Consider the following 12,739-nt stretch of genomic DNA (forward strand, 5'->3'; position numbering starts at 1 on the left):
ATGGCCGAGACGAAAGCGTCGGGAAAGCCGGTGCCGCGGGTCGACGAGGAGTCGAAGGGCTACTGGGAGGCCTGCGCACGGCACGAGTTGTACGTACAGCGATGCCGGGACTGCGGGACGGTACGGTACTACCCGCGGGCTTTGTGCCCGACCTGTCTGGCCGCAGATCCCGAGTGGGTGCTTTCGTCAGGTCGGGGCACCGTGTACACCTACACCGTGACCTATCAAAACCTTGCGCCGGGCTTCCGGGAGAGTGTGCCGTATGTGCTGGCGTACGTGGAGCTCGAAGAAGGTGTCCGGCTGCTGACGAACATCGTCGACTGCGCCCCGGATGCGGTTCGCATCGGTATGCCGGTCGAGGTCACGTTCGACGACCTGACCGCCGACACATCGATCCCTAAGTTCCGTCCCGTGTCGTGACCGCGTCGACTACCCGGGCATGATTCTCGATCTGCACACCCATTCCGAGGCGTCCGAGGACAGCCGCGTGCCGGTGGAGGCTTATTTGAAGTGGCTGACCCGCAAACGCGACGTGTTGCCGCTCGATGGCCTGGTGCTGACCGAGCATCGGCAGTGGAATCCGGCGGCGGATTACCGGGCGCTGGAGGACAAGTACGGCTTGCTGATCCTGCGCGGTGCCGAGGTGGAGACCGATTACGGGCACATGCTCGTCTACGGCGTCAATGCCGACCTGACGGCAAGGTTCGACTTCGCCAACGTGCGCCTGCCGGCTCAGGCGTTTGTGCGGGCCGCGGCCGTGTCGGGAGCCCTGGCGTTGCCCTGTCATCCGGGGCGGCCGACGATCGGATTGTGCGAGCACTACGCAACCAGGCCGCCGCTGGAGGGGATCGTCGCCGTCGAGGCGCTGAACGGCGGCAGCCGGCGGGGCGAGAACGAGCGCGTGCAGGCGCTGATCGAGCGCTACGGCTACCGGGCAGTCGGCGGCAGCGATGCGCATTTGGCGAGTTTCATCGGCATCTGCGCGACCGAAATCGATGCGCAGATTCGCACGGTCGAGGATCTGGTCGAGGTGTTGCGGGTCGGCGGTTACCGGCCGGTGGACTTCCGGGAGCGGGCGAAGGTGGGAGGGTGATGGTGTCGTCGATCGATCGGTCGATAGTCGGCAGCGAATTCGATCGTTGGGTCTTCGCTCCGGTGACCGAGGCGGAGGTGCGCGCCTATGCGGAGGCATCCGGGGAGCCGGTCCGCGAGGACGGGGACGCCCTGGTAGCGCCGGTGACCTTCGTCTTGCGCCTCCGTGGCAAGCGCTTCATGCCGGCGAACATGCCTCAACTCGGTACGATGGGATTCGACGCGGGCAAGGACATGGAGCTGGGAGTGCCGGTGCGCGTGGGCGACGTCCTGACGGTGGTAGGCAGCGTCCACGACATCTACGAGAAGACGGGCCGAAGCGGCACGATGGCGTTCGTCGTCCTGCGCACGGAGGTTGCCAATCAATCCGGCGAGCATGTGGCAACTATCGATCAGCGCTTGATGTTCCGGTGAGTGGGGGGAGCATGCACGATCTCGATATCGGCGACGAACTGGCGACGGAGTCGTTGACGCTGAGCGGCGACCGGGTGCGGGCGTATGCGGAGATCGCCAACATGCCCGGGGCGCGGTTCAGCAGCGACGAGGAGGCACGGAAGGAGGGACTGCCGGGGCAGATCGTGCCGGGAAACATGAGCCTGGCTTTGTTTTCCGGGCTACTCTCGCGATCGATTCCGGACGGGCGGATAGAGCGTCTGAGCGCCACGTTTCGCGCGCTGGTTCGTCCGGGGCAGCCGCTCGTGCTGCGGGGCGTAGTCACCGAGAAGCGCCACGCAGAAGAGGGCGACACTCGTCTCGAGTGCGACCTGGTGATGGAGAACGCCGAGGGGGAGCGACTCGTGACCGGGACGGCGACGGTCAGGCTACGGCTTGGCGGCTGAACTGGCGGCCGCGGTTCCGGGCCTGGCGGTGGTCTTTTCCTCGATGCGGGCCGCCTTACCGGAGCGTTGGCGCAGGTAGTACAGCTTGGCGCGGCGCACGAGGCCGCGGGTAACCACTTCGATCTTGTCGATGCGCGGGGAGTGGACCGGGAAGGTTCGCTCCACACCGACGCCGTAGGACACCTTGCGGACCGTAAACGTCTCACGGGTCGAGCTGCCGCTGCGCCGCAGGACGAAGCCCTCGAACACCTGGACTCGTTCCTTCTCGCCCTCGATGACCTTCACGTGGACGCGCAAAGTGTCCCCGGGTTTGAAGGATGGGATGTCGGTGCGCAACTGGGCGCTCTCGATTGCGTCGATTACGTTCATGACGGCCACCTCGCGGCAGGAATTCGAAGCGGAGATGGGTGTTTAGCGTGCGCCCCGGAGGCGGTCAAGCATGATTGCCGCGGCGGCGCGTACCGACAGGTGATTGTAGTCGGTGGGGCCGGAGATGGGTTCGAGGGCGAGGTCGGCGCGGGCGAGGATCTCCGGCGCGAGACCCCAGCCGGTTCCGAGCACAAGGAGGTGAGGTTCGTCGCTGGTGTCGAGGCGGGCGCGCAGGGTTGCGAACGACACGCGGTTGGCTCCCGGGCGCGCGGAGGTTACGACGACGCACGGACGGCGACCGGTCAGGCGTTCGACCGTGAGTAGAGTGGTATCGAGGTCCTGTTCGAGGCTGACCAGTTCGAGGGCCTCTTTGCGGGTGACGTTGTAGGTGCCGCCGAAGCCGGTGTCCCAGTGTTCGAGGATCTTTGCCGCGAGGATGCGCAGGGGGCGGGTCGGTGTGGCGACGAAGAACGCGCGGACGCCGTAAGTCCTGGCGGACCTGGCAATGTCGTGGATGTCCATGTTCGTCACCGCGGTGGTGACGACGATGCCGTTCTTGTCGATTACGGGATAGTGCAAGATGACGACGAACAGCTCAGCCATTGCGGGACCTGTCGAGGCCGGCGAGCAGGGCGCGATCTTCGTCCGACAAGCGGGCGTTGACGAGCAGGTCGGGGCGCCGTTCGAGGGTGCGGCGCAGGGATTGTTCCCGGCGCCAGCGAGCGATGGCGGCATGGTCGCCGGAGAGCAGCACGTCGGGTACGCGCTGGCCGCGGAACTCGGGCGGGCGGGTGTAGTGCGGATACTCGAGCAAACCGTCGGCGAAGGACTCCTCGACAACCGAGCGGGGGCCGCCGAGCACACCGGGGACGAGGCGGCTCACGGCATCGATGACCGCGAGCGCCGCGACCTCGCCGCCGGAGAGGACGAAGTCGCCGATCGACAGTTCGGCGTCGACGAAGGATCGGACTCTTTCGTCGACACCTTCGTAGCGGCCGCAGACCAGGGCGACCGCCGGTTCGGTGGCGAGTGCGACGGCACGCTCTTGAGTGAACCGGTGGCCTTGCGGCGAGAGCAGTATGCGGCGCGGGGCTACGGGTCCGGTACCGAGGGCTTCAAGCGCGGCGACCATCGGCTCGGGTTTCATTACCATGCCGTCGCCGCCCCCGTAGGGGGTGTCATCGGTGACGCGGTGCTTGTCGGTGGCGTAGTCGCGGATGTTGTGCAGATGGAAGGTGAGGGCGCCGCGTTCCTGGCCTTTGCGAAGCATGGAGGCCGACAGCGGTGAGGCGAAGAACTCCGGAAAGAGCGTGAGGATGTGGAAGTCCATCAGATGTCGAGCAGGCCCGGCGGCGGGTCGATGACGATGCGGCCGCCCTGCACATCGATTTCCTTGACGATGTCGGCGACGAGGGGGACGAGGTGTTCGCGGGAATCGGCGCGGACGACGCAGACATCCGCGCTTGGCAGGGGCATTATCTCAACTACCGTCCCCACGGCGGTGCCGTCGAGGGTGACCATGGCAAGGCCGAGGATCTGACGGTGATAGACCTCGCCGGGGTCGGGTGCGGGCAGTGCGGAGGCGGGCACGCACACCTCGGCGCCGACGAGGGTTTCGGCGGCGGTCATCGACGTACAGTCCTCCAGCGTAAGGAGTTGAAGGTGTTTGTGCGGGCGGACGGCGATGACGCGCCGAGGCTGTTCGGCGCCGTTCTGGCGCAGGATGACGATCGAACCGGCCTTGACCGTAGTGGAGGTCGGATTGAAAGGTGCGAAGCGGATTTCGCCGCGGATACCGTGTGGCTTAACCACCTTGCCCAGCGACACGAGTGTCTCGTCGGTCACGGCGAGTTCTCGAAGGGCGTGGGGGGCCGCGAACGCCCACGCCGGGCGGCGGTGCCGCACCGGCGGGGGCGGAGAGCGGCGTTACTTGTCCTCGACAATTTCGAGCACCACCTTGCGGTTGGTGCGCGAGGCGGCGGCCGTGAGAATGGTGCGAATGGATTTTGCGGTACGCCCCTGTTTACCGATGATGCGCCCGAGGTCCTCCTTGGCGACCTTCAATTCGAAGACGGAGGCGGTATCGCCCTGCGTCTCCTTGACCTCGACCGCGTCCGGGTCGCTTACCAGCGAGCGGGCGAGGAACACCACGAGATCTTTCATGTCTGGGTCTCTCCGGGGTCAGGATTGGTGGCCGTAGAGATCGCCTCGCTCGGGGGTGTGGAGAGCGCCTGCAGTCCGCTGCGTTTGAGAAGCTGACGAACGGTGAGGCTCGGCTGGGCGCCGCGCTGCAGCCAGTGGGTCAGCTTATCTTCCTTGATGACCACACGCGATGGGTTCTGCGAGGGGTCGTAAGTGCCGATCTGGTCGAGTCGCCGGCCGTCGCGCGGCGCGCGAGAGTCGGTAACGATAATGCGATAGTACGGGCGCTTCTTAGCGCCGTGCCGAGAGAGCCGAATCGCTGTTGCCATGGTTGGACTGTAATCCTTTCGAGTGGGGTGAGCAATCTAGGTGGGGAGGCCCGGGGGCACACCGCGGCCCATGAGCTTCCCCATCTGTTTCATGACCTTCTTGGTCTGCTGGAACTGTTTCAGCAGGCGGTTGACGTCAGATACCGAGACGCCGCTACCTTCCGCAATGCGGCGGCGGCGGCTGCCGTTGATAATGAGGTGATTACGGCGCTCTTCCTTGGTCATCGAGCCGATGATGGCCTCGACGCGTTTAATTTCGCTTTCGGCGTGGCTCATGTCCATACCCCGGGTGACTTTCTTCATGCCCGGGATCATGCCGAGGAGATCGCCCATGGATCCCATCTTGCGGACGACCTGGAGCTGTTCGCGGAAGTCTTCCAGGGTGAATTCGTTGCGGCGGAGTTTGCGTTCGAGGGCGAGCGCTTGTTTTTCGTCGTAGGCGCGCTCGGCCTTTTCGATGAGCGAGAGCATGTCGCCCATGCCGAGGATACGCGACGCCATGCGGTCCGGGTAGAAGGGTTCGAGGGCGTCGAGTTTTTCGCCGGTGCCGACGAAGAGCACGGGGGCGCCGGTGACGGCGCGCACCGAGAGCACGGCGCCGCCGCGCGCGTCGCCGTCGAATTTGGTCAGCAAGACGCCGCTCAGATGCAATCGGTCGTTGAAGCCGCGGGCGACATTGACGGCATCCTGTCCGGTCATGGCGTCGACGACGAGCAGGATGTGATGAGGCGTAATGGCGGCCTTGAGTCGTTCGAGCTCCTGCATGAGCGGCTCGTCGATCTGCAGGCGGCCGGCGGTATCGATGAGTACGACGTCGTGGCCGTGATTGCCGGCGAAGGCGACGCCGGTGCGGCCGAGCTCGACGGGATCGTCGCCGGCGTGAGCGGGATGGATCGGGCAGTCGATCTGCCGGGCGAGGACGTTCAACTGTTCGATGGCGGCGGGCCGGTAGACGTCGGCCGGTACGAGATACGGGCGGCGGCCGAGGTCGGCTTTCAGGTAGCGAGCGAGTTTACCTACGCTGGTGGTCTTCCCCGAGCCGTTGAGGCCGACGACCATGATCGCCACCGGAGGGGAGGCGGAGAGGTCGAGCGGGGTCACGCTGCCGCCCATGACGGCGGTAAGCTCGTTGCGGACGATCTTGACGAACTGTTGGGTGGGGGTCAGGCTGGCGCGGACTTCTTCGCCGATCGCCTGGGTGCGGACGCGGTCGGTGAAGTCCTTGACGACCTGGAAGTTGACGTCGGCTTCGAGCAGCGCGAGGCGGACGTCGCGGACGGCATCCTCGATGTTGCGCTCGGTGATCTTCCCGAGGCCGCGCAGTTTGCGGATGGTCAGGTCGAATCTTTCGCTGAGCGCGTCGAACATAGTTGACCGGGGTGGAGTCGATTGGGTTGGGGGTGCCGCGAAACTGAAACCGCTACTCAACGGGCTACCGGATGTCAATGGGCGTGGGGCCGTTGTTCGCGGGTCGTCCGATTGGTTCTGTCGTCCGATTGGTTCTTGAAACTTGCGGTACGCCTTGGTCACATGTGGGGGAACGCAGCTTCCTGCGGTCGTCGCACGCCTCGATATGCGCCCAGCGTTTCCAGCCAGAGCCTCCACGCCGGACCCGACTCTCGACGTATGGACACCGGCTTTCGTCGGCCGGGCGCACGAGCTGGGCGTTTTGGAGGCGGCGCGGCTGGCGGTGCAGGGGGGCGAGAGCCGTATCGTCCTGGTTGCCGGCGAGCCCGGCATCGGTAAGACGCGGCTGGTGACCGAGGCGCTGGCGCTGGTGCAGCAAGGCGGGGTTCGGGTGTTGCGCAGCCGGTGCTGGGAGGGGGGCGGTGCCCCGGCTTTCTGGCCCTGGGTGCAGCTCCTGCGGGGCATCGTCGACGCTCCGGGTGCGGCCAGGGTGCTGGCGAACGTGGGGGTTGCGGCCGGCGATCTGGTACTGCTGCTGCCGGAGATCGAGGGGCATGTGAAGGCTCCGCCGACTCCGCCGGCGCTGGACGCGGAGCAGGCCCGTTTCCGGATGTTCGAAACGGTACTGTCGCTGCTCAAAGCCGCCGGCGCGCAGAGGCCAATGGCGCTCTGGGTGGACGATCTGCACGCGGCCGATGCGCCGTCGCTGGAACTCCTGCGGTTTGTGGCCGCGCACCTGTCGTTTCCGGGATTGCTGCTGGTCGCCTGCTACCGGGATACCGAGGTGGTGGTGGCGGAGAAGTTCCAGCGTGCCCTGACGGCGATGCTTCGAGCTCCGCAGTGCAAGCGCTTGCATCTGAGCGGACTCGACGCGACGGACGTCGGTACCGTGGTCGGGGAAGCGCTTGGAATCGAGCCGCCGGCCGGCCTTGTCGAGGAGTTACGCGCGCGCACCGACGGCAATGCTCTGCTGGTCACCGAGCTGACACGGGCGCTGGTCGACCGCCGACACGCCGATGCGGACGATTGGCGGGAGGTTGTCGCCCGCGTACCGCCCACGTTGCGTGACGTCATCGGTTCGCGTCTTGCCGAGTTGTCCGCGGAATCGCGGAAGGTGTTGGAGGCGGCCTCGGTTGCCGGTCGCGATTTCGAGGTTTCGTCGGTGGCGGCGGTGACGCGGCTGGAAACGGGCGCGGTGTTTGCGGCGCTCGATCGCGCCGCACGGCTGGGGATGGTGATGCCGGTGCAGGAGGCGGCCGATCGTTTCCGCTTCGCGCACGCGTTGATACTCGACTGCGTTTACGCGGGGGTGGCGCCCGCTTCCCGGATGACGTTCCATCGCGGTCTCGCGGTCACGCTGGCGGCGCGATACGGGGACCGGGACGGACAGCATCTGGCCGCGATCGCGCATCACTTCGGTGCCGCGGGCGGGTTGGAGGATCGGCGCGAGGCGTTCGCGTACCTGCTGCGGGCCGGCAAGCATGCGCGGCGTCTTCTGGCGTTCGAGGAGGCGGCGGAGCACTTCACGCGTGCGCTCGAGATCGCCCCGGACGACGATTCGGTGCGCTTCGAGGTTCTGTCCGCGCTTGCCGACGCCCAGCGCAACGCCAGTCAGCCGCAGACCGCGCGAGAAACGGCGCAACTGCTGCTGGAGATTGCCCGCAAGGTTGGCGACCCGGAGCTGTGTGCCCGGGCGGCGCTGGCCTATGCCGGTCCCCCAATTCTGGGTCAGCCCGATCCGGAGGTTATCTCGGTTCTCGAGTGGGCGCTCGCGCGTATGGCCGGAATCGAGAGCCCCTCGCACGTGCGTTTATTGGCCCGCATGGTGAGTGCCTTATCGCTGGCGCCATCGCAGGAAAGGCGGGCGGCGTTGGCGCGCACCGCGCTCGACATGGCAGCGCGCATCGACGACTTCGAGGGTCATACGGCGGCGGTCTTTGCGGCGCATGACGTACTATGGCTTCCGGACCGCTCTCTTAACGTCGTGCAGTGGATGGACCTGATAAGCGGATATGCGGCGGATAGAGGTCACGGAGAGGTCGAGGCTCTGGCACAGCTACTGCGGTTCACCCTCGTGTTGCGGGAAGGAGATATGGAAGCAGCGGCCAGCAATGCCGATCGTTGCGCCGCATTGGCGGACGAATTACGCCAGCCCCGTCATTCCTGGCAGGTCACCGCGATGCAAGCCACACTGGCAGTGGTGGAGGGCCGGTTCGCGGACGCGCAAAGGCGAGCAAGTGAGGCGCTCGCTATCGGGTGTGGCGGCAATATTGCGCTCGCGGAATTCTACTACGTAGCGCACATGATGGGCATTCTCCGCGATGTCGGAGGTCTTCGAGGCATTGTTCAGAGGGTGCGGACACTGGCGCGGCTGTACCCGGAGATGTGCGTCTGGGAAATGGCGCTCTTGTTCGTAGAAGCGGAGACGGATCGGCTGGACCGGGTCCAGCGGATGCTCCAGAGACTGTCCGTCGACGAGATCTCGAACAACTTTTATTGGCTGCTTTCCTGCGGCCTGCTTGCCGAAGCTGTCGCCAGGGTCGGCCATGCGGGCTTGGCGCCCGATCTTTACGACGCGATCCATCAATATGACGGGCAGGTCCTTTCGATTGGAGTGGCTGCTTATCTCGGACCCGTCGCGCGTTACCTCGCCCTGCTTGCAGCGGTCAGTGGCCGACACGAAGTTGCGCAGGAGCATTTTGCGTCGGCGCTCGATACGGCGCAGCGCATGAAGGCTGTGCCAATGGTCGCTCGCATCAAATACGAATGGGCCGCGAGTCTGGTGCAAGCCGGCTATTCCTTGACCGCTCCGGAGGTGGTGGTTCTCGTCGACGGTGCGCGAGAGCTGGCGCGGCGCCTCAGGATGCGTCCGTTGTTGCGGCGTTTGGAGCGGTTCGGGCTTACGCTTGATACTCCGACTCAGGCATCGATGCCCGCAACGCGACGGGTCAAGGGCTTTGGGGCAGCCTCTAACGGATCGGTTCCGCGAGAGAGCGTCGAGCGGTACTTCAGCCGCGACGGCGATGGTTGGGTGCTCGGTGGCGCCGATCGTAGCTTTCGGCTCCGCGATACGCGGGGCCTGCGCTATCTTGCCTGGTTGGTGCAATATCCGGGGCGGGAGGTGCACGTGCTCGAGCTGGTCGGGGCGGATTCCGGGACGCCGGCGGCTGGTGGCGTGGGAGCGCGCGGGGCGGCCGTGGCCGCGGGTCTGACGATCGGTGGCGGGGGTATGGGGCCGATCGTCGACCTCGATGCCCGCCGGGCGTATCGCGAGCGGCTACGCGATCTGCGGGACCGGTTGGCGGAGGCGGAGGCCAACTGCGACCTCGGGCGCATGAGCGCCGCTCGCGAGGAGATCCGACACCTCTCGCGCCAACTCGCAACCGGCGGCGGGATCGAAGGCGAAGGGGCGGGCGCCGGTTCCGCAACCGAGCGCGCGCGTATCAGTGTGCGCAACAACATCGCCAACGCCCTGGCGCGCATTGCCCGGCACGATACCGACCTCTGGCGCCACCTTGCCAACAGCGTCAAGACGGGCACCTTTTGCAGCTACGAACCGGAACGTCCGGTTCGGTGGCGATTCTGACCTCCCGTCGCTGCCCGCTTTCGTGCCGCCTCGCTGTGCGGGAGTTGGTTCCTGCCGGAGACACCTGCAGCCTCGCCGGGAGCGGCGGGGAAAAAAGCAGCGGCGTCGTCCGGGGCGGCTTCGGTTACCCCTCGGCGGCAGCGGCGGCCGGTTGGGTGGCGTTGTGGTCGCTGGTGGGCAGGGAGACGAGGAAGCGGGTGCCGGCGCCCTCGCTGCTTTCGACGGCGATGAAACCGCCGTGTTCGGTGACGATCTGATTGGCGATGGTCAACCCGAGGCCGGTACCCTTGTCCTTGGTGGTGAAGAAGGGGTTGAAGACGTTCTCCAGGAGGTCGGCGGGGATGCCGGCGCCGGTATCGCGTACTTCGATCTGACCGCAGGGCTCGCCGTGATGCTCGGTGGGGCGGCAGAGCACCGTAACGTTGCCGTCGGGGGGGGTCGCCTGGATGGCGTTGAGCACGAGATTGATCAGCACCTGTTTGATCTGGTCGGCGTCGGCGAGCACGGGGCGCAGGCTGGGGTCGGGCACGTAGTCTAGGGCCACCTTGTGCTTGCGGGCCTCGGGGGCGAGCAGGGCCACGACGCGGTCGGCGACCTCGTTGAGATCGATGGGGCCCACGGTGGGGGTGGGGGAGCGGGCGAAGGTGAGGAGCTCCGAGATGAGAGTGGTGATACGTTTGACCTCGCCGGAGGTGAGCGAAAGGAAGGTCGTAAGGAACTCCTCGTCGTGCAACCTTTCGGGGGCAAGTTGGAAGAAGGTCTGGATCGACACCAGGGGATTGCGGATTTCGTGGGCGATGCCGGCGGCGAGGGTGCCGAGTGCGGAGAGGCGGTCGGAGCGGCGAATGATTTCCTGCGAGCGTTTGAGCTCTTCGTAGAGGCGGGCGTTTTCGAGGGCGATGGATGCCTGGGCGCCGAGGCCATCGAGGATCTGGAGTTCGCCGGAGAAGAACGCGTCGCGGGTGCGTTTGGCCCCGAGGGCCACGAAGCCGATCAGGTCGCCGCCGCCCTGGAGGGGAATGCATGCCTGCCAGCCGTTGCGCGTGCACACTTCGTGGACGCGCGGACGCTCGTCCCCGGTTGCGGTGGCCTCGATCTCCTCGCGCAGGGCGGCCTGACGGCGGCGGTGGAGTGCGGTCAGGAAGCCGTCGCTGTCGGCGAAATGATCGTCGGCGGGCGGAACGCCCAGCGCGTGGCTGACGGTAAAGACGCGGCCGGAGGGATTGCTGAGGGCAACGGCGACGCGATCGAGCCGCAGGGTTTCGCGCAGGGTAGCGGCGAGGTCCCGCACGAGCCGGTCGCGGTCGAGGATGCGGACCAGGGAGCCGGAGAACGCCATCAGGACGTTGCGGTCCTCGTACTTGGTGCGGAAGAGAGATTGTTCCAGCCGCGTTTCGGCGCGCATTCTGAGCGCCGGAAACAGTACGCCGACAGTTATCAGCATGAGCAATATGGCGAAGGAGAAATCCGTGTGCACCTGGCCGAAGGAGGCTCGTTGAAGCCAGAGTGCCAGGACGAAGGCGGGGGCGATAAGCACCACTGCCACCCCTGCATAGGCAACCCCCTTGGTAACAACGATGTCGATGTCGATTAGTCGGTGACGTATGATCGCGTAGGCGATCACCGCGGCCAGAGCCGCCGTGCCAAGTGGACCGAGGGGGTATACCGGGACCCCGTAGTTCCTCAGGAGGTTGGTGAGTGCGAGCGGAACGGCAACAATCGCGCCCCCTATCCAGAACCTAATGCGGACACGGGTCCTCAGATCGGACGTGTCGCGGTATCCGGCGGCAGCCGCGGCGACGGCAACCGCGAAGTTAATCAAGGTGGAGAGGGTAAAGAGGCCGAGCAGACGGGTTGGTTCCGATACCCATCCCATGGGCTCCTGGCGAAGACCCGAGACTAACAGGTCGCCGGCGTTGAGGATCGCGAGAAACGAGGAAAAGGCATAGTCTATCTGCAGGGCTCGTCGCCAACCGGGTCGCAGCGGGCCCCGGACCGCCAGCATGAGGTGCAGAATCGCCGGGGGAAGGAACATAACCGCCGTGCGGCAGATGCGGCTGAGTGAAAATGCAAGATTGTAGTTCTCCACGGATTGGAGGATGAAGAAGTTCAGGTTCCAGAAAACGAGAAGAATGGCGAGTACTACGAAGGCGGTTCGCAGGCTGTCGCGCTGTGCCCGTCGCGCCACGACGGCGGCGAGCACTAGGTTCGCAACGGCGGCTAAGAGTGGGGTGAGACCCGGCAGCGCGCGGATCATGGGAACTAACCGGGAAAGCCGGCTGAACTCGTTTCGAACAGGAACCGCACCAGGGTCGGGTGCCTTTCGGAATGGACGCGCTCGATCGCCAAGATGTCGAGGTGCATCGGGTATACTTCACCCCAGACCGGATGTTTGAAGGCTTCCGCGAATGGGCGGAAGAACGCCGAGCGGTATAAACTCCGAAGGTGCGGCAAGGACAGGATCAGGAAGTCGGTGATCGCCCTCTGACGGGCTCGCAAGATGGCGAGCTTCAGCATGCCTAGCGGAATGAACTGCCGGCTGCTGATGGTGCGCTGGTCTTCCCGGATTACGAAGCGGTCCAAGTAGGCTGGTGTCCGTGCTCCGAGCAGCAATTTGTCTATGTCGACAAACCCCTCGATCGGGAACGGCCGCTGTTCGGGACCGAGCAGGCGGAATGCCGCTACGATCGTGCCGTCCGGCCCGCGAGCCATCAGATGGTCGGCGGTCGTATCGAAGGAGTCCACACCCTCGTTGTTCAGGGCGGCGGTGTATACGGTGCGGCGGAGCGCCAGCACCTCCGAGGTCTCAGTCGCACCAGCAACGCTGAAACTCAAACCGTGCAACAGCTTGGCGGGGTCCATGGGCGTATGCCTCGGTGTGGCGTCGCGCCGGCAGGGCGCGTGGAAGCCCGACGCGAGTGTGGCTTAGCAATCTGTGAAAAGCCGCTTGATTTGTCTCCCACTTTTCGTATGTT

At 65.6% G+C, this 12,739-nt stretch carries 14 protein-coding genes; 5 read left to right on the forward strand and 9 right to left on the reverse strand.

From position 1 onward, the window contains the following. Genes L6Q96_04535 through L6Q96_04550 form a run of 4 tightly spaced genes read left to right on the forward strand, consistent with a single transcriptional unit; the run spans position 1 to position 1,931 of the window. Positions 1-420 carry a Zn-ribbon domain-containing OB-fold protein gene (locus L6Q96_04535; protein ID MCK6553837.1) on the forward strand — a complete coding sequence of 140 codons (420 nt, stop codon included), beginning with the start codon at positions 1-3 and terminating at the stop codon, positions 418-420. A 19-nt stretch (positions 421-439) separates the two neighbouring features. Next, positions 440-1,093 (forward strand): PHP domain-containing protein, encoded by a 654-nt coding sequence (locus tag L6Q96_04540; GenBank protein ID MCK6553838.1) that lies wholly within the window; start codon positions 440-442, stop codon positions 1,091-1,093. After that, positions 1,093-1,506, forward strand: coding sequence for a MaoC family dehydratase N-terminal domain-containing protein (locus tag L6Q96_04545; GenBank protein ID MCK6553839.1), 414 nt, complete (start codon positions 1,093-1,095; stop codon positions 1,504-1,506). Before L6Q96_04540 ends, L6Q96_04545 begins: the two co-directional genes overlap by 1 nt. A gap of 11 nt (positions 1,507-1,517) precedes the next feature. Then, the gene (locus L6Q96_04550) at positions 1,518-1,931 is read left to right on the forward strand and encodes a hypothetical protein (protein MCK6553840.1); all 414 of its coding nucleotides are present in this window, start codon (positions 1,518-1,520) and stop codon (positions 1,929-1,931) included. Here the strand turns inward: L6Q96_04550 and rplS are convergent. The 7 genes from rplS to ffh all read right to left on the reverse strand — a co-directional run bounded on the left by rplS (position 1,914) and on the right by ffh (position 6,139). Next, complete coding sequence (gene rplS, locus L6Q96_04555) at positions 1,914-2,300, reverse strand: 50S ribosomal protein L19 (GenBank protein MCK6553841.1); 387 nt, start codon at positions 2,298-2,300, stop codon at positions 1,914-1,916. The genes L6Q96_04550 and rplS overlap by 18 nt on opposite strands. Positions 2,301-2,342: 42 nt before the next feature. Further along, positions 2,343-2,903, reverse strand: a complete 561-nt coding sequence (locus L6Q96_04560; protein MCK6553842.1) for an RNA methyltransferase — start codon at positions 2,901-2,903, stop codon at positions 2,343-2,345. Beyond that, positions 2,896-3,630 carry a tRNA (guanosine(37)-N1)-methyltransferase TrmD gene (gene trmD, locus L6Q96_04565; GenBank protein ID MCK6553843.1) on the reverse strand — a complete coding sequence of 245 codons (735 nt, stop codon included), beginning with the start codon at positions 3,628-3,630 and terminating at the stop codon, positions 2,896-2,898. The genes L6Q96_04560 and trmD overlap by 8 nt, the downstream gene beginning before the upstream one ends. Next, positions 3,630-4,145: a ribosome maturation factor RimM gene (gene rimM / locus L6Q96_04570; protein ID MCK6553844.1), complete on the reverse strand. Its 516-nt coding sequence runs from the start codon at positions 4,143-4,145 to the stop codon at positions 3,630-3,632. The genes trmD and rimM overlap by 1 nt, the downstream gene beginning before the upstream one ends. 81 nt (positions 4,146-4,226) lie before the next feature. Then, complete coding sequence (locus tag L6Q96_04575) at positions 4,227-4,463, reverse strand: KH domain-containing protein (GenBank protein MCK6553845.1); 237 nt, start codon at positions 4,461-4,463, stop codon at positions 4,227-4,229. Continuing rightward, positions 4,460-4,771, reverse strand: a complete 312-nt coding sequence (gene rpsP, locus L6Q96_04580) for a 30S ribosomal protein S16 (protein ID MCK6553846.1) — start codon at positions 4,769-4,771, stop codon at positions 4,460-4,462. Before rpsP ends, L6Q96_04575 begins: the two co-directional genes overlap by 4 nt. 36 nt (positions 4,772-4,807) lie before the next feature. Then, positions 4,808-6,139: a signal recognition particle protein gene (gene ffh / locus L6Q96_04585; GenBank protein ID MCK6553847.1), complete on the reverse strand. Its 1,332-nt coding sequence runs from the start codon at positions 6,137-6,139 to the stop codon at positions 4,808-4,810. 205 nt (positions 6,140-6,344) lie between these two features. On the opposite strand from ffh, the gene L6Q96_04590 reads away from it, so the two are divergent. Next, positions 6,345-9,764, forward strand: coding sequence for an AAA family ATPase (locus tag L6Q96_04590; protein MCK6553848.1), 3,420 nt, complete (start codon positions 6,345-6,347; stop codon positions 9,762-9,764). A gap of 124 nt (positions 9,765-9,888) precedes the next feature. Here the strand turns inward: L6Q96_04590 and L6Q96_04595 are convergent, their stop codons facing one another. Continuing rightward, positions 9,889-12,021: an ATP-binding protein gene (locus L6Q96_04595; GenBank protein ID MCK6553849.1), complete on the reverse strand. Its 2,133-nt coding sequence runs from the start codon at positions 12,019-12,021 to the stop codon at positions 9,889-9,891. A 5-nt stretch (positions 12,022-12,026) separates the two neighbouring features. Next, the gene (locus tag L6Q96_04600; protein MCK6553850.1) at positions 12,027-12,626 is read right to left on the reverse strand and encodes a GNAT family N-acetyltransferase; all 600 of its coding nucleotides are present in this window, start codon (positions 12,624-12,626) and stop codon (positions 12,027-12,029) included. Positions 12,627-12,739: the final 113 nt, after the last annotated feature.

The organism is Candidatus Binatia bacterium, from assembly GCA_023150935.1.
In the GTDB taxonomy this organism is placed as follows: Bacteria; Desulfobacterota; Binatia; order HRBIN30; family HRBIN30; genus JAKLJW01.

What these genes read in the sequence shown, in the direction of transcription:
- L6Q96_04535 (MCK6553837.1), top strand. Translation starts at nt 1, where the DNA reads ATGGCCGAGACGAAAGCGTCGGGAAAGCCGGTGCCGCGGGTCGACGAG.
- L6Q96_04540 (MCK6553838.1), top strand. Translation starts at nt 440, where the DNA reads ATGATTCTCGATCTGCACACCCATTCCGAGGCGTCCGAGGACAGCCGC.
- L6Q96_04545 (MCK6553839.1), top strand. Translation starts at nt 1,093, where the DNA reads ATGGTGTCGTCGATCGATCGGTCGATAGTCGGCAGCGAATTCGATCGT.
- L6Q96_04550 (MCK6553840.1), top strand. Translation starts at nt 1,518, where the DNA reads ATGCACGATCTCGATATCGGCGACGAACTGGCGACGGAGTCGTTGACG.
- rplS (MCK6553841.1), bottom strand. Translation starts at nt 2,300, where the DNA reads ATGAACGTAATCGACGCAATCGAGAGCGCCCAGTTGCGCACCGACATC.
- L6Q96_04560 (MCK6553842.1), bottom strand. Translation starts at nt 2,903, where the DNA reads ATGGCTGAGCTGTTCGTCGTCATCTTGCACTATCCCGTAATCGACAAG.
- trmD (MCK6553843.1), bottom strand. Translation starts at nt 3,630, where the DNA reads ATGGACTTCCACATCCTCACGCTCTTTCCGGAGTTCTTCGCCTCACCG.
- L6Q96_04575 (MCK6553845.1), bottom strand. Translation starts at nt 4,463, where the DNA reads ATGAAAGATCTCGTGGTGTTCCTCGCCCGCTCGCTGGTAAGCGACCCG.
- rpsP (MCK6553846.1), bottom strand. Translation starts at nt 4,771, where the DNA reads ATGGCAACAGCGATTCGGCTCTCTCGGCACGGCGCTAAGAAGCGCCCG.
- ffh (MCK6553847.1), bottom strand. Translation starts at nt 6,139, where the DNA reads ATGTTCGACGCGCTCAGCGAAAGATTCGACCTGACCATCCGCAAACTG.
- L6Q96_04590 (MCK6553848.1), top strand. Translation starts at nt 6,345, where the DNA reads ATGCGCCCAGCGTTTCCAGCCAGAGCCTCCACGCCGGACCCGACTCTC.
- L6Q96_04595 (MCK6553849.1), bottom strand. Translation starts at nt 12,021, where the DNA reads ATGATCCGCGCGCTGCCGGGTCTCACCCCACTCTTAGCCGCCGTTGCG.
- L6Q96_04600 (MCK6553850.1), bottom strand. Translation starts at nt 12,626, where the DNA reads ATGGACCCCGCCAAGCTGTTGCACGGTTTGAGTTTCAGCGTTGCTGGT.